We start from the raw sequence: 15542 nt of genomic DNA, 5'->3' as shown, positions 1-15542 counted from the left end.
ATTGTCATATTAATGAGAGTTTTTGGACAATGGGCTATAGTGATGATGTTTTCTTGTTTCCAAAATTTTAATCAGCAAGCACATGCGGGGGATGGGAATGATTTTGCTGTAAATTTTTATCAGCAACTTGCTTTCTCTTCCTCGGATAATTTCTTTTTTTCGCCTTATAGTTTTTCGGAAACTTTTTCAGTTTGTGCTTTGGGCGCTAAAGGTAAGACATTGGAGGAGATTAATTCGATCTTTCATTTTCGATCCGATGCGCTGTTTAAAAAGGGTGTGGATAGCGAGGGTGTGATTTTACAGATTGCCAATGGTATGTGGGTGGAAAAAACATTGGCCTTATTGCCGGAGTTTGAAAAAAGAGCTCGGCAGCAGACTTTGGTGCAAATCGAGTCTGTTGATTTTCGAAATGAAACGGAAAAAGTTAGAAATGGAATTAATCAGTGGGTGGGAAAGCGAACGAAAGAAAAAATTCGTGATTTATTGTCATCAGGTTCGGTCAAACCCATTACGGAATTGGTGATTGCGAATGCGATTTATTTTTTGGGGAAATGGCATGACCCGTTTGATGTGCAATCTATAAAAGAACCGTTTTATTGTGCCGATGGAAAAGAAGTGATGGCAACTTATTTTGCGGATAAGCGTAGGATGCTTTACGCAGAGAAAGAGGACATTCAAGTCGTGCAATTGGATTATGAAGGGGAACAGTTTTCGATGCTTATTTTTCTACCTAAAGATCGCACCGGGTTGTCTGATTGGGAGAGGCAGTTATCAGTGGATCGATTGGAGGATTTGTTAAAGGCTTTATCATCTGAAATAGTTCATTTTCGGATGCCGCGTTTTAAGCAGGAGTTTAAAGTGCTAGCGAATGATCATCTTCAGCGGATGGGATTAAAATTAGCTTTTACAGATAACGCCGATTTTTCGGCCATGGCTAAAAAACCGCTTAAAATTAGTGATGTGATCCATCAAGCTTTTATCGAAGTGAATGAGAAAGGAACTGAGGCGGCAGCAGCTACGGCCATGACTTTGGAGATCGCAACTGCTCGTTTTAATTCGGAACCCATAAAATTTTTTCATGCAGAGCATCCTTTTTTGTTTGCGATTCGCGAAAAGAAAACAGGACAATTTTTTTTCATGGGAAGATGCATGACACCTTAATATTTTTTGTTAATTTGAAAAGGTGAGATACGCTGTTTTTTTGATTAACATTTTTACTATCTTTTCGCTTTTCGCGGAAAAGGGGCCGAATGTTACCTTGGCACCTGAGGAAATTCAGGGTTTTGATCAACTCTCAAAACCCGTTAAAGAAATTTTAAATTTGGCGCTTGGTTTAACAACGCAAAGTTTGAACTATACTTATGGAAGTGCAGATCCCAAGAAGGGTGGCATGGATTGTTCGGGAACGATTTATTATGTTTTGACCCAAGCAGGTTTAGAAAAGGTGCCTCGCTCTTCGTCGGAACAATATCACTGGGTACGAAAAGCTAACTTATTTCATGCGGTGAATAGCACAGCTCAGGACACGTTTGAGCTTGATGCATTAAAGCCGGGTGATGTGATGTTTTGGGTGGGCACTTATGATATTAAAAGAGATCCGCCGATTACGCATGTTATGTTTTACCTAGGTCGATTGAAAAAAGACAATCAACGAGTTATGGTGGGTGCTAGTGATGGCCGTACTTATAATGGCGTTCAGCGCTTTGGGGTGAGCGTGTTTGATTTTAACCTTCCCGGCTTTCCCGTTCCTTCCCGAATCCAGCAATCTAGTAGTCGCTTTATTGGTTATGGATCAGTGCCTGGTTTGATTGAAAAGTAGAGGGATGTTAATAGTGAATTAGAAGAAGAATTTTTAAAAACGCTTGCTATTCGGCAAAAAGAGGCCACTTTATAAGGATTGATTAGATAGTTGAGGGCGTCCAAAGCATGGTAAATCTTCAGGTGAACTTGTTTCAGTGTTGATTTGAAATCCGATGAACGGGAACAGTTTGGAAAGTGCAGAGCAGAGTCTAAGACAATAGACATACATGAGTACAAAACTTTTTGTGGGAAATCTTTCCTATAATGTAACCGAAAATGATTTGCAGGATGCGTTTGCCGCGCATGGCACAGTAGTAGAAGCAAATTTGATGATGGATCGCATGAGCGGTCGACCTCGCGGATTCGCGTTTATTACGATGGGCTCTGCTGAAGAGGCGCAGAAAGCCATCGATGCTATGAATGGAACCGCTTTAGATGGACGTAATATTACGGTGAATCTCGCAAGACCTCGTGAAGATCGTCCTCCAGGCGGTGGTGGTGGAGAAAGAAGAGGCGGCGGTGGACGTAGATTTGGCGGCGGTGGCGGCCATCGTCATCGATAGTTTTTAGCTTTTGCTTAAAAATTTCTTTATTTTAAGACAGGTTTGCTATGCCCTTTTGCGATTTTAGTTTTGGCTCATCCATTGATCGAGCAATTCAGGAAGTGGGCTATGCTGAGCCTACTCCTATTCAAGCTGCGGCCATTCCTAAAATTTTGCTGGGTCAAGATGTCATTGGCATTGCACAAACAGGCACCGGAAAAACGGCGGCTTTTGTTTTGCCGATTTTGGCGCAGTTGGTTAATAAACCTCCTAAAGGCATAGTGAAGACTACGCGGGTTTTGATTTTGGCTCCAACACGTGAGTTGGCAGTGCAAATCGAAGAATCTGTGCGCCTTTACTCGAAATATCTTTCGTTGAAAATGGCGGCTGTTTATGGTGGGGTGGGAGAGCAGCCGCAAATTCGAGCGTTACGAAATCGTGTGGAACTTGTCATTGCAACGCCGGGTAGGCTTTTAGATTTAATGGAGCAGGGCCATGCTAATTTTTCTGGGCTTGAATTTTTAGTGTTAGACGAAGCGGATCGCATGTTGGACATGGGATTTCTTCCTGAGATTCGGCGATTGATTAAGCGGCTTCCGAAACAGCGTCAAACTCTGCTTTTTTCTGCAACCTTATCTCAAGAAATAGAGAAATTGACGCGCGAATTTCTTCATCATCCGCAACTAGTAGAGATTGGGCGTCGCTCGAATCCAGCAGAAACAGTCACACAGTTTGTTTATGAAACATCACCTCGTTTAAAAACGTCGTTATTGCTTCGTTTATTAAGTGATCCTGATTTTAACATGGTGCTGGTTTTTACTCGCACTAAGCATGGAGCTGATCGCGTGGCGGAAAAGCTGCGGCACGAAAAAATTAGCGTAGCAACCTTGCACGCGAATCGTTCGCAAAGTCAGCGTCAAATGGCTTTGAAAAATTTTAAATCAGGAAAAGTGCGTGTTTTAGTTGCAACCGATATCGCGTCGCGCGGCATTGATGTGGATGGCATTTCGCATGTGATTAATTATGATTTCCCCAAGCATCCTGAAGATTATGTGCATCGCATTGGCCGTACGGGTCGAGCTCAAGCAGTCGGTGAAGCGATAAGTTTTGTGACCTTTGAGGATTACAGTGTGCTGCATTCGTTGGAACGTTTTATTGGCAGAGGTTTGACGCGCAAACGAATCGAGGAGAATGGTGATGGGGTTGGCGCTTTAGGGGAAGCAGAAAACACCGAAATTTTGACTTCAGCTTCTCCCACAATTAAATTTTCTCGTTCACGTTCTTCGCGGCGTGGCCATTTTTCATCGCGCCGAAGATCGCGAAGATAGAATATTCATTGTTGCGTTGTTAATCTTTGGATTATCGATTAAAAGGATTTCCAGTATGGTTTTACAAAGTTGCTCCCGGCATCAGTATTATGGGAGGTTGGTATTTCGAACGTTTTTTTGTGGAATAACTTATTTTGGCTTTTTACCTTAATGGTTTTAATTATTGGATTAACAAGGTTAAATAAAAAATATTGATTAGGATGGTCATTAGTAAAAAATTTACTTTTTCTTTTTGGGTAGTTTTTTTCTTTTGGTTTTTGCCACATCTCGCAATTGTTTTTCACTCATGGATTTGTACATGCCGCGTGAAGCGCCTTTGAGTGATGATTTGGGTCGGTTCCCACGTTTGGCTGACAATGCAGCGCCTGCGGCCATTTGTTGTTTTTTTGATTTTGCTGGCATACAAAAACATGCAAAAGAAAAGTTAAAAAGCAAGATTAGGCAGTTTTTGATATTTTTACGGGTTGGAATTATTAACAGATTTTGGGTGTAAGTTCTTTGAGAAGTAATGGGCAGTTCTTGACAGAGTATAAAATATACTTACCGTTCGGTATATGAAAGCTGATTCTTGCGCGAGACAGATTATTTTGGATTCCGCTATTGGCGCTTTTGCACAAAAGGGTTATGCTGGCACTTCTTTGCAAGATATTTTGAAGGCGACTCGCTTATCCAAGCCTACGCTTTATTATTATTTTGAGAGTAAGGCGGGCTTATTTCGTGCGATTTTGGATTTTGCTTATGATGAATGTTTTCGTTTGATGTCTGAAAGAGTCAAACACAAAAGCCGGTGCGAAGAGATTTTGGTGGCTTTGGCAACTGCCTTATTTCGTTTCGCTGAGGATAATAAAGATCTTACTCGTTTGATTTTTTCAACGGTTTTTGCTGCACCTCAGGAGATTCCACGGGGTTCGATTAATAAAGAAAAAAGGAGGCGAAATTTTGAATTGGTGTATGGTTTCATTCGACAAGCTCAGAAGCGTAAAGAGATTGATTTGCGATATAGCACATTGGAGTTGGCGCATGGTATTTATGGGGCTATTAGTCATCAAATTCGCACTCAATTGCTCATTCCAAGGGGGCATTTAAATTGTGCTAAAGCAAAAAGAATTGTTGAATTGTTTTTAAATGGGGCTCGGAAAAAAATATGAAACGACATTATTTTTTAGTCCTTTCAATCGTATGTGGATGGTTAGTGGGGTGTGAGGGGAAGAAATCGCAAAATACGATAGTGGAGCCTTCGGTGACGTCGGTGCAGGTTGCAGTGGTAACTAATGTTTTTTGGGATAAAACACTTCCTGTTATTGGAACGTTGTATCCGATTGATGAAGCAACGATTGCAGCGCAGGTAGAAGGAACGGTAGAGGAAACATTAGTTGATTTTGGTGATCGGGTCAAATATGGAGAGGATTTGGCGACGATTGATCGGGCGGTGTATGAGGCACAATTGGAGCAGGCGATGGGTAATTTGGCCCGAGCTGAGGCGACAGAAGAGAATGCACGCAAGAATTTTGATCGAATCCAAAGATTGCAAAAAAGTGGTGCAGTTTCTATTAGCGAGTTAGACGCTTCGAAGGCTCAAAGGGATCAGACGGAAGCCGAGGTGAAAGCGGCTCAAGGGTCAGAAAAAGTGGCGCGTTTGAATGTGGAGCGGTCGCATGTCCAAGCACCTTTTTCTGGAGCTATTGCTCAACGATTTGTGGAGCGGGGGGATTTTGTCAAAGTGGGGGCGCCTTTATTTAGGGTAGTGAATGACGCGACTTTAAAGTTTGTTTTTCAAGTTCCGGAACGTTATGCCTCTTTAATTAAAAAAGGGTTAGCGGTGAATTTGGGTGTGGATAATTATCCCAACAAAATTTTTCAGGGACAGATTTATTTGATTAATCCAGCGATAGTAACAACCTCGCGATCATTTGATGTGGCGGCAGCCGTGTTGAATGAAGGGCTATCTTTAAAAGCCAATACTTTTGCAAGGGGTGTGATGATTTTGGAGAGAGCAGTGAAAACAACGGTGGTTCCTTTGGAGGCGATTGTCAATTTTGCTGGGGTTACCAAGGTTTTTGTTGCCGAAGGCAATGAAGCTCGGAGCCGTCAGGTGAAAATAGGGCAGATTCGTAATGGTTTGCAAGAAGTGGAAGGGATTGAGGAGGGTGAAAAGGTTATTGTTACAGGTCAAAATAGTTTGATTGATCATGCTTTGATTACGGTTCAAAATCGGTCTTCCTCTTACTTAGAAGAAGAAAAGAATTTATGAGTTTTTCTGAGGCTCAAAAGGATTGGGGTTCCTCTTCAGTTGGCCAAAGTAAAGGGGTTGGCATTGCAGATCTTTGTATTAAAAGACCGGTATTTGCTACAATGATTAATTTATTTTTGGTGGTATTGGGATGGTTTTCTTTTCATGAGTTGGGTGTGGATCAATATCCGAATGTTGAGTTGCCTATTATTACGGTAACAACAACCTTGCGGGGTGCTTCTTCAGAAGAGATGGAAACCAGTGTGACAAAACCTTTGGAGGAAATTATTAATACGATTCAAGGGATTGATGAATTGAGTAGTGTGACGACAGAGGGTGTTTCACGGATTACGATTCAATTTGTTTTAGAGCGTGATCGGGATGTCGCTTCTCAAGATGTGCGGGATAAGGTCAATACTATTTTATCAACTTTGCCTGAGGGAACAGAGTCTCCTATTATTGATAAGTTTGATTTGGATGCGGTACCTGTGATTTCGATCAGTATTAGTGCGCCACGCGATTTAAAAGAAATTAGTTATATTGCTGATAAATCTATTAAACAAAATTTGGAGACGGTACCCGATGTGGGATCGGTAGGTATGGTAGGAACTCGCACTCGAGCTGTGCAAGTATCAGTCGATATTGAAAAATTGCGCGCTTATAATTTGACGATTGAGGAGGTGCGTCAAGCGCTGGAGAGCCAAAATCTTGAGGTGCCGGGAGGGCGTTTGAATCAAAGACCACGCGAGTTGGTAGTGCGAACGCTGGGACGCATGCAATCGGTGGAGGATTTTAATGATTTGATTGTGGCTAATTTTGGGGGGCAACCTGTTTTTTTAAAAGATGTGGCAAAGGTAGAAGATTCTGTGGAGGAGCCGCGGTCATTATCTGAATTAAATGGTGAAAATTGTGTGACTTTGGTGGTGCGCAAACAGTCAGGAAGTAATACGGTCAAGGTGATTGATGCGGTAAAAGAGCGGTTGCAAGAATTGAAGGCCGTGGTGCCGAATGATTTTAATATGAAAGTGATACGGGACCAATCCCGTTTTATTAAGCGTTCTCTAGAGGAGGTAAATTTTCATTTGTTATTGGGCGCTGTGTTGGTGGCTTTAACGACTTTTTTCTTTATGCACGATTGGCGAGGAACGGTTATTGCTTGTATTGCGATTCCAGCTTCAATTGTTGCCACTTTTGTTTTGATGAGAGCGATGGGCTATACCTTAAATAATTTTACGATGTTGGGATTGGTATTTGCAGTGGGAATTGTAATCGATGATGCGATTGTTATTTTGGAAAATATTCATCGCACGATGGAAGAAAAGGGGTGGGATGGTAAAAGGGCGGCGAGTTATGCCACACGGGAAATTGCTTTAGCTGTTATGGCTACCACTTTATCTTTGGTTGTCATTTTTTTGCCTTTAGCCTTTATGAAGGGTCGTGTGGGCATGTTTTTTTCAAGTTATGGTGTTACGGTTGCTTTTGCGATTTTGGTTTCGCTTTTTGTTTCTTTTACTTTAACGCCTATGTTGTCTTCGCGTTTTCTTAAGCATAGTAGTAATGAAAAAGAGCGAGAAAAGAAGGCGCATGGAGGACGGTTCATGCAGGGAATATCAAAACGTTATTTGGGTTTGCTAAAATGGAGTTTGCATCATCGTTGGATAATCATGCTTGCGGCGGGTTTGTGTTTTGCTTCCATTTTACTGCTCGGAAAGTGGACGCGCTTTACTTTTATTCCACAGGATGATTCGAGTGAGTTTGAAATTTCGCTACAAACTCCGGAAGGTTCCGATTTGCAAAAGAGCACGGAAATTGGTGAGCAAATTGTTGAGCAGTTAAAAAAACTTCGTATGAATGGTGAGCCCGTTGTTATCGAGACATTGGTTACCATTGGCGATGTTTCGGGGCGGTTGGGTAAAGGGGAGGGTGATGTGACTCAAGCTTCTATTTATTGCCGTTTGCCAGAGTTGGGCGGGTTGTGGTCAAAAATTTTAGGAAAAACGCGGCGTTGGACACAAGCGCAAGCGATGGGGATGGCGCGTCGTATTTTGTCTCAATTTCCTGATGTTCGTTCTTCAGTGCAATACATTTCGAATATTGGAGGGGGAGGAAGGAACGGAGATATTCAATTTAATTTGTTGGGTCCCGATTTGGGTCAGCTTTCTTTTTATTCTTCCCAAATTATTAGTCGGTTGCGGGAAAGGTCGGGTTTTGTAGATGTGGACTCAACGTTGGCGGACCGAAAACCGGAGTTGCGAGTTAATATCGATCGAACTAAAGCCAGTCAATTTGGCTTGCAGGTGCAAGATATTGCCGATGTTTTTCGAGCTTTAGTGGGAGGAGAGATTGTTGGGACATTTCGAGAAAACGATGATTTATATGATGTCTGGCTTCGTGCGGATCCCAGGGATCGTAGCACTCAGGAGGCGTTAGAAAATATGACGTTGCGTCTTCCATCAGAAAATGGAGGGGGTTTGGTGCAAATGGCAAATTTGGTGCAATTTCAGGAGGCGCGAGGGCCTAATCAAATTGATCGTTTTCAACGGCAACGCAAAGTTACGATCGTGGCAAATTTGGTGGATAAAGCTTTAGGTGATGCAATTGCAGAGGTTCGACAAGTCGTAGAGGATTTGCATTTGAAGCCGGGCTATACGATTACCTTTACAGGGCGCGCTAAAACTCTGCAGGAGACAGGGCAAAATTTTGTTATCGCTTTTGGTTTGGCTATGGTTTTCATGTATATGATTCTTGCAGCGCAATTTGAAAATTTTGTTCATCCTATTTCTATTCTTTTAGCAGTTCCACTTTCGTTGCCTTTTGCCTTATTCACCATGATTGTTTTAAATGAGCCGCTTAATATTTATGCTATTTTTGGTTTATTTATGTTATTTGGAATTGTGAAAAAAAATGGGATTTTGCAAATTGATTACACCAATACCTTACGCGAACGAGGATTAGATCGTGAGACAGCTATTTTGGAGGCGAATCGAGCGCGTTTGCGTCCTATTTTGATGACTACGATGATGTTAGTGGCATCGATGATACCTATTGCTTTAGGACAGGGACCTGGGGCTGCAGGTCGTGCTTCTATGGCTAAGGTGATTATTGGTGGGCAGATGCTTTGTTTGTTACTTTCGCTTTTAGTAACACCCATTAGCTATTCTATTTTCGATGATTGGAGTCGATGGCGGTTTTTGAGAAAAAAACATTCGATGTCTTAAAAAGCGCTCATCACGAATATTAATTTTTTCTTCGGTAATTTTTGAGTTTGGTAAATAAAGTTGCTTCTGTAGCTATTTGTTTTTTTGATTTGGCTAGCATATAAAATCGTGCAAGAGAAAAATTTAAAAGCAATAGAATGTAAATTGTGTTAAAAAACAGTTTGTTTTTTTATGCATGATATTCCTTTAATTACGACTATTGCAGTGGCGGTTACGGCGGCTTTGGTTTTAGGAATTTTGACGCAACGGCTTGGTTTGTCACCGATAGTGGGTTATTTATTAGCGGGCGTTTTGATTGGTCCTTATACACCTGGTTTTGAAGCTGATTTCGATTTGGCACAACAGTTAGCAGAGGTAGGCGTTATTTTACTGATGTTTGGAGTTGGGTTGCAATTTCATTGGAAGGATTTATTGGCAGTGAAGGCGATTGCGATTCCGGGCGCTTTGTTGCAGAGCGCGATAGCGACAGGGGTTTGTACTTGGTTTTTATGGTTGTGGAACTGGAAGTGGCAAGAGGGAATGGTTTTGGGGCTGGCAGTTTCTGTGGCGAGCACGGTGGTTTTAGTTCGCGTGTTAATGGATTCGGATCTTTTGCAAACGGTTCATGGTCATGTAGCGGTGGGATGGTTGGTGGTGGAAGATATTTTAACAGTAGTCATTTTACTTATGTTGCCGGTGTTAGGCGAGATGGGAATGGTTAAAACCATAGGTTCAGAGAACAATTTGTGGCGCGAGTTGGGTGTCACGTTGGGTAAATTTTTGTTGTTAGTCATCATTATTGCAGTTGTGGGACGTCGTTTTATACCGTGGGTTTTAGTGCGAGTGGCAAAATTGCGATCGCGCGAATTGTTTACTTTAACGGTTTTGGTGATGGCAATTGCGTTTGCAGCGGGTGCTGCGAAAGGGTTTGGCGTTTCTTTGGCTTTGGGCGCTTTTTTGGCGGGTATGCTGGTGGGGCAATCGCCTTTGAGTCATCAGGCGGCGGCGGATGCTTTGCCGTTGCGTGACGCGTTTTCTGTTTTGTTTTTTGTTTCAGTGGGGATGTTATTTGACCCCATGTTTGTGATCCGAGAACCGGTTTTGGTGTGTGCGGTTTTGGGAGTGATTTTGGTTGTTAAACCCTTGGTTGCGTGGATTTTGGTTTTGAGTTTTGGTTATTCATTGCGAACGGCGTTGACGGTAGCTTTGGGTCTGGCGCAGATTGGTGAGTTTTCTTTTATCTTGGCTGAATTGGCTTTGCGCGTTGGTCTTTTGCCAGAACAAGGAAGGCATGTTTTGGTTGCAAGCGCCATTTTTTCTATTGTGATTAATCCTTTATGGTTTCGTGGATTAAATCGATGGGAAAAATTTTTCCAGAATCGCCCAAAATTATTGAGTTGCTTTCAAAGGGGAAAGTTTCGTTATGAGACGCCTCCTTTTTTTGAAACAGACGAAAAAGAAATTTTGGCTATTATCGTAGGCTATGGGCCTGTGGGGCAAGCCGTTGAGACGATGTTGTATGAGAGTGGTTTAAAAACAGTGATCATAGAGTTAAATCCTGACACGGTTCGAGCTTTGCGAGGGAAAGGAAAACAAGCGATTTACGGGGATGCTTCGCGTCGAGAAATTTTGCAGGCGGCGGGTGTAGAGAAAGCGAAATATTTGGTGGTGACGTTGCCGCATTCTTTTAATCGGTTGCCTTTGGTAGTAATGGCGCGACAACAAAATTCCGAACTTAAAATTTTGGTTCGCGCGCGCTATTTAGCAGAAGAGGAAGAGTTGAAGCAGGTGGGTGCAACGACGATTTGTATTGAGGAAAAAGAGGCAGCGATTAAGTTGGGCAAGATGATAGCTGAAGAAATTCATGCTAATAAATTTTGAAGTAAATTTTTGGGCATGAGATAAAGTGAATGTGACTTTATGACTCTAGGAAAATTTTCTGCCACATTTTTTCTGCAGATGTTTTTTATTTTAGTGGTATGTCGTTTGGTGGGAAAATTGGCGCAACGTTATTTGGGGCAGCCGCAGGTGGTGGGGGAAATGATTGCGGGTGTTCTTATGGGGCCATCTTTTTTCGGTCTATTTTTTCCGCACGTGCATGCTTATCTTTTTCCTAAGGAATCTTTGAAAATTTTATATGTAGGCGCTCAGTTGGGAGTGGGTTTGTATATGTTTTTAGTGGGGGCGGAGTTTCGTGCGGAATTTTTTCGGGAGCGGGCGAAAAGTGCTGCTAGTGTTTCGATTGCAGGCATGGTGACACCCTTTGTTCTTGGTGCGGGGTTAGCATTTTTTTTGATTAAGGTGCCGGGTTTATTTTCGCAACGGGCAACGTTGCTGGAGATAATTTTATTTTTAGGAGCTGCTATGTCGATTACGGCTTTTCCGATGTTAGCACGAATTATTTATGAGCGTGGACTTTCGGGAACTACTTTGGGCGCGTTGGCTTTAGCAGCTGGTGCGATTGACGATGCAGTGGCTTGGTGTGTTTTGGCGATTGTTTTGGCCAGCTTTGGAGCGGGGGCCAGTGTGGCCATTATCGCAATAGTTGGCGGCTTGGGTTATGCGTTGATTATGATTTTTTGTTTTAGGAAGTGGTTGATGCCTTTGGGTGGATGGGTGGAAAGGGAGGGACGACTAGGAACGGATGTTTTGGCGATAGTTTTGATGTTATTTATGTTGGGGGCGTGGGTCACAGATACTATCGGAATCCATGCGGTGTTTGGCGGTTTTCTTCTGGGAATTGCTATGCCAAGAGGGTTTTTTGCTCAAGAGTTGCGACGGCAATTGGAACCTTTTACGGTAGTTTTTTTGTTGCCGATGTTTTTTACTTTTTCGGGACTCAATACGCGTTTGGATATGGTCAATAACCTACCATTTCTTCTGATTGCAATAGGTATTTTTTGGGCATCGTGTTTGGGAAAGGGTGTGGCATGTTGGGCGGCAGCGCGATTTCATGGCGAGGATAATCGAACGGCATTGGCGGTAGGAGCTTTGATGAATTCAAGAGGTTTGATGGAGTTAATTATTGTTAATATTGGTTTGCAACATGGGGTAATTCAGCCTGCTTTATTTTCGATGATGGTATTGATGGCGATTGTGACAACGTTGATGGCTACACCTGTTTTTGAATGGGTTTATGGTCGACACATAAAAAAGCAAGAGATTGTGAAGGAGTTGGATTTAGAGACTGAATTAATTTGATATCAAACGACTTGGAATGTCGTGCTACTTCGAAATAGTCTAACGATAAAAACGTTTGTAAATCCAGCGCTCCAAAGATGTAAAATAAGGAAAAAGATAGCGCGCGGGGGAGTAAAGGAGTCGAAGACGAATGATGGAAAGCAACATGGAAAGAGAGGTGCGAGCGAGATGAACAGTGGAACCACTTTGATCGGTCCATGTAGTAGGAATTTCGCGAGTGGAATAACCCGCTTGTTTTAAGGCGAAGAGTAAATTGACGTCAAAAGCCATGTCGGAGATGAGAAGTTGTTTTTGCACGGTTGCGACGGCTGAACTTCTTAAAACTTTAGCTCCGCATTGTGTGTCTTTGACTTTGAGTTGGAAAAGAAGTCTGACAATATAATGAAAGCAACGACTGGCAAATCGTCTTCGTTTGGATTGAAGTTTTAAAATTTTCGCACCCTTTACCCATCGCGAACCAATGACGGCATCGACATTTTGGCAGGCTAAGAAAAGATCGTAAAAGGCTTCGGGTGGAGTTGCGCCATCTGCGTCAACATAACCGATAAATTCGCAGCGATGTTGTTCTTTGAGTCCTTCGATCAAAGCGCCACCTTTTCCGATCGGTTTAGGGAATTCTACCCATTGAATTTCGGAAAATTGGGTTTGATGTTGTTCTACGATCTCGCGAGTGTTATCAACGCACCCATTCAAAACGACTAAGACTTCAAATTGAGCTGGTATTTTTTGTCGAAAGTAGGAAATGTATTGCGTTAACATTTTGCCAATGCGCTGGGCTTCATTGTAAGCTGGAATAAGAATGAGGAGCTGCATGGATCTTTTAATTCTTTAAAGAAAAGAGGGGTTGTCTGGCAAGGGTGGAATCGTGAAAAAGGTATGAGTGAAAAGAAAAAAAGCGCTTTGTGGCAGAGTGGGATGATTTTGGCTGCTGCAAATTTTTTGGTGGGGTTAGGAAATTACCTTTTTCAAGGTGTAATGGGCAGGCAATTATCATTAGCAGAATTTGGTTTAATGAATGGAGCTTTGGGGTTGATGGGGTTTTTGTCTCTCCCTGTTTTAGCATTTTGCTTAGGGATTAGCCATTATTTGGCTCATTATCGGGGACAAAGTGATGAAATCCGACTTAATCGTATGTTGCAAACTTTGAAGCGAGGTTTGCTTGGGATAACGTTGGGAAGTTCGGTGTTGGCTATCATCTTAGTTCAACCTTTGTCTTATTTTTTTCATTTTCCACGATTTAGTTTGGGTATTGCTGTTTTGGTTATTGTTCTGATTAATTTATGGGCCAATGTTGTTATTGCCTTTTGTTCGGGCATGGGTTGGTTTAAACGATTGGCGCTTGTTTCATTGGTCGGAGTAATATTGCGTTTATTTTGGGGTTGGAGAACTACTGCGCTTTGGCCTTATGCAGAGTGGGCGATTTATGCAACGGCTGTGTCGGCTTTGTCAAATTTATTGCTTTTGGTTTGGTATCGCAGGCCAAAAGAAAAAGTTAAAATTCCTCACTCTACAGGGCATCGTCGCGAGTTTTTATTTTTTTTAATTGCTACAGCTTCTTTTGTTTTTGGTAATTACACTTTTTCTCAAGGCGATATTTTGGTTGCGCAACGGTATTTTGGAGAGGAGATGTTTGGAAAATACACAGGAGCAGGATTGTTTGGAAGGGCTTTGGTTTATTTTGCTGGACCGCTTTTGGTGCCGCTTTTTATTTCACGTTCGGAAAAAAAGGAAGGCGGAATGGGTCATGAACAAAAAATTTTATTAATTTTATATAGTATTGCCTTAGTTTTAGGGGCGTTAAGTATTGGAGAATTAAGGCATTTCTTAATCCAACTTCTTTTCAATCGTGCAGAACCTGATGCAGCACTGTTAGTAGGAAAATTTGCCTGGGTCATGGCGCTTGTAGCTTTTTTGCAACCGATTGCGATGTGGGCATTAGCGAGTCGACATTTTAAAATTATTTTTTTCTATGGTGCTTTTGGGGGAGTTTATTGGTTGTTATTGTTTTTTTACGGTAGAACGCCAAATCAATTGCTTGCAACTATGGGAATTGTTTCGGGAATAAGTTTAATAATTTTGACTTTGATTGCACGATATCATGGGAAAAGATATGGAAAAAATCTCTAAATCTTTTTCGCACATTGCTGTTTTAGTGGCGGGTGGAATAGGTGATGGATTAATGTTTACGCCTGCTTTGCGTTTGTTGAAGGAAACTTATCCTCATTTGAAAATTGATGTGATTTGCCGAAAAGCAGGGGTTAAAGGGATTTTCGAAAATAACCCTTTGGTTAATCAGGTTAGTAGTTTGGAAATTTCGGATGTGAGTATTTGGAAACTTGTTAAACAAGTGCCCTTTGTGTTAAAGCAGATTTTTTCGCTTAGAAAAAAAGTTTATGATGCTGTGGTAGTAAGTTTTCCTGCTTACCGACGCGAATATAGCGTTTTGGCATTTTTACTAAAATCAAGTTTCAGGATTGGGCATCGCTATCGAAACGGATTTTTTTCACAGTTTCATTGGCTTTATCATCATCAAGAGTGGGTCGATGAGAGTCAGCATAACGTTATTAATAATTTGAATTTATTACGGGTTTTAGGAATTGATTGGCAGACCAAAAAGAATGTTCAGAGTTTGTGTTATGATTTATTTTTATCAAACGAATCTTCGCAAAAGGCTGAATTGCTTTTGAAAAATGAGCCCGAAAAAAAATGGATTGGGCTTCATCCAGGCTCGACTGGAAGCCCGATTGCTTTGATGAAACGATGGCCTACGGAGCGATGGTGTGAGTTAACGCAAAAATTAGTGAATCAGAATTATGCGGTATGGATTTTTGGAGGAAAGGGAGAAGAAGACATAGCACGAACGATTCAATCTTCTGTCAAAGGTTCGGTTTACTCTTCTGCTCAGCTTTCTTTTAATCAGGCGGCAACGCTCGTGACTAAAATGAAGTTGATGATTACGGTGGATAATGGTTTTGGGCATGTAGCTGCTGCATTGAATTGTCCTTTAATTTCGCTGTGGGGTTTTACCAATCCAACGTGGTGCCGCCCATGGAATCCAGGAAAAGTAAAAGTGATTCGTAAAGCACGTTGGGAACCATGGTTTCGTTATGAGTTTAAAACAGAAGCTCCGAAAGGATTGAAAAGTGGGATGGAAGAAATTACTACGGAAGATGTTATAAGTGCCATTCAAGATTTTATGTATAACCTTGAATGAAAGATTGATTTAAACTCATTTGGTAACAAG

At 41.8% G+C, this 15542-nt stretch carries 13 protein-coding genes; 11 read left to right on the top strand and 2 right to left on the bottom strand.

Annotated features, from left to right (window positions below; genetic code table 11):
• Positions 1 to 39: 39 nt before the first annotated feature.
• The 4 genes from K1X66_00455 (at position 40) to K1X66_00440 (ending at position 3670) form a co-directional block, all read left to right on the top strand.
• The gene (locus tag K1X66_00455) at positions 40 to 1161 is read left to right on the top strand and encodes a serpin family protein (GenBank protein MBX7156844.1); all 1122 of its coding nucleotides are present in this window, start codon (positions 40 to 42) and stop codon (positions 1159 to 1161) included.
• A gap of 22 nt (positions 1162 to 1183) precedes the next feature.
• Positions 1184 to 1819 (top strand): C40 family peptidase, encoded by a 636-nt coding sequence (locus tag K1X66_00450; GenBank protein MBX7156843.1) that lies wholly within the window; start codon positions 1184 to 1186, stop codon positions 1817 to 1819.
• Between the two features lie 208 nt (positions 1820 to 2027).
• Entirely contained in the window at positions 2028 to 2363 is a 336-nt protein-coding gene (locus K1X66_00445; protein MBX7156842.1) for an RNA-binding protein, read from the top strand.
• 47 nt (positions 2364 to 2410) lie between these two features.
• Positions 2411 to 3670, top strand: a complete 1260-nt coding sequence (locus K1X66_00440; GenBank protein ID MBX7156841.1) for a DEAD/DEAH box helicase — start codon at positions 2411 to 2413, stop codon at positions 3668 to 3670.
• A gap of 219 nt (positions 3671 to 3889) precedes the next feature.
• Here K1X66_00440 and K1X66_00435 read toward each other — a convergent pair whose 3' ends face one another.
• On the bottom strand, positions 3890 to 4072 hold the full coding sequence (locus K1X66_00435) for a DUF3008 family protein (protein MBX7156840.1): 183 nt from the start codon (positions 4070 to 4072) through the stop codon (positions 3890 to 3892).
• A gap of 152 nt (positions 4073 to 4224) precedes the next feature.
• Between K1X66_00435 and K1X66_00430 the strand changes: the two genes are divergently transcribed.
• From K1X66_00430 to K1X66_00410, 5 genes are all read left to right on the top strand, one after another.
• Positions 4225 to 4818 (top strand): TetR/AcrR family transcriptional regulator, encoded by a 594-nt coding sequence (locus tag K1X66_00430; GenBank protein MBX7156839.1) that lies wholly within the window; start codon positions 4225 to 4227, stop codon positions 4816 to 4818.
• Entirely contained in the window at positions 4815 to 5921 is a 1107-nt protein-coding gene (locus K1X66_00425; protein ID MBX7156838.1) for an efflux RND transporter periplasmic adaptor subunit, read from the top strand. Before K1X66_00430 ends, K1X66_00425 begins: the two co-directional genes overlap by 4 nt.
• Entirely contained in the window at positions 5918 to 9118 is a 3201-nt protein-coding gene (locus K1X66_00420) for an efflux RND transporter permease subunit (GenBank protein MBX7156837.1), read from the top strand. The genes K1X66_00425 and K1X66_00420 overlap by 4 nt, the downstream gene beginning before the upstream one ends.
• A gap of 171 nt (positions 9119 to 9289) precedes the next feature.
• Positions 9290 to 10978 carry a cation:proton antiporter gene (locus tag K1X66_00415; protein ID MBX7156836.1) on the top strand — a complete coding sequence of 563 codons (1689 nt, stop codon included), beginning with the start codon at positions 9290 to 9292 and terminating at the stop codon, positions 10976 to 10978.
• 39 nt (positions 10979 to 11017) lie between these two features.
• Positions 11018 to 12298 (top strand): cation:proton antiporter, encoded by a 1281-nt coding sequence (locus K1X66_00410; GenBank protein MBX7156835.1) that lies wholly within the window; start codon positions 11018 to 11020, stop codon positions 12296 to 12298.
• Positions 12299 to 12337: 39 nt separating this feature from the next.
• On the opposite strand, the gene K1X66_00405 is transcribed toward K1X66_00410, so the two are convergent.
• Positions 12338 to 13111, bottom strand: coding sequence for a glycosyltransferase (locus K1X66_00405; protein MBX7156834.1), 774 nt, complete (start codon positions 13109 to 13111; stop codon positions 12338 to 12340).
• 63 nt (positions 13112 to 13174) lie between these two features.
• Here K1X66_00405 and K1X66_00400 point away from each other — a divergent pair, with 63 nt between their 5' ends.
• Both K1X66_00400 and K1X66_00395 read left to right on the top strand, forming a co-directional pair.
• Positions 13175 to 14425 (top strand): hypothetical protein, encoded by a 1251-nt coding sequence (locus K1X66_00400; protein MBX7156833.1) that lies wholly within the window; start codon positions 13175 to 13177, stop codon positions 14423 to 14425.
• Entirely contained in the window at positions 14409 to 15512 is a 1104-nt protein-coding gene (locus K1X66_00395) for a glycosyltransferase family 9 protein (protein MBX7156832.1), read from the top strand. The genes K1X66_00400 and K1X66_00395 overlap by 17 nt, the downstream gene beginning before the upstream one ends.
• The last annotated feature ends 30 nt before the right edge of the window (positions 15513 to 15542 follow it).

It is taken from the genome of Verrucomicrobiia bacterium (assembly GCA_019694135.1).
GTDB lineage: Bacteria > Verrucomicrobiota > Verrucomicrobiia > JADLBR01 > JAIBCM01 > JAIBCM01.
Note: the sequence above shows the minus strand (reverse complement) of the source record. Positions and strands in the feature narration are given on the sequence as shown.

What these genes read in the sequence shown, in the direction of transcription:
- K1X66_00435 (MBX7156840.1), bottom strand. Translation starts at nt 4,072, where the DNA reads ATGCCAGCAAAATCAAAAAAACAACAAATGGCCGCAGGCGCTGCATTG.
- K1X66_00415 (MBX7156836.1), top strand. Translation starts at nt 9,290, where the DNA reads ATGCATGATATTCCTTTAATTACGACTATTGCAGTGGCGGTTACGGCG.
- K1X66_00420 (MBX7156837.1), top strand. Translation starts at nt 5,918, where the DNA reads ATGAGTTTTTCTGAGGCTCAAAAGGATTGGGGTTCCTCTTCAGTTGGC.
- K1X66_00430 (MBX7156839.1), top strand. Translation starts at nt 4,225, where the DNA reads ATGAAAGCTGATTCTTGCGCGAGACAGATTATTTTGGATTCCGCTATT.
- K1X66_00445 (MBX7156842.1), top strand. Translation starts at nt 2,028, where the DNA reads ATGAGTACAAAACTTTTTGTGGGAAATCTTTCCTATAATGTAACCGAA.
- K1X66_00440 (MBX7156841.1), top strand. Translation starts at nt 2,411, where the DNA reads ATGCCCTTTTGCGATTTTAGTTTTGGCTCATCCATTGATCGAGCAATT.
- K1X66_00425 (MBX7156838.1), top strand. Translation starts at nt 4,815, where the DNA reads ATGAAACGACATTATTTTTTAGTCCTTTCAATCGTATGTGGATGGTTA.
- K1X66_00395 (MBX7156832.1), top strand. Translation starts at nt 14,409, where the DNA reads ATGGAAAAAATCTCTAAATCTTTTTCGCACATTGCTGTTTTAGTGGCG.
- K1X66_00405 (MBX7156834.1), bottom strand. Translation starts at nt 13,111, where the DNA reads ATGCAGCTCCTCATTCTTATTCCAGCTTACAATGAAGCCCAGCGCATT.
- K1X66_00400 (MBX7156833.1), top strand. Translation starts at nt 13,175, where the DNA reads ATGAGTGAAAAGAAAAAAAGCGCTTTGTGGCAGAGTGGGATGATTTTG.
- K1X66_00410 (MBX7156835.1), top strand. Translation starts at nt 11,018, where the DNA reads ATGACTCTAGGAAAATTTTCTGCCACATTTTTTCTGCAGATGTTTTTT.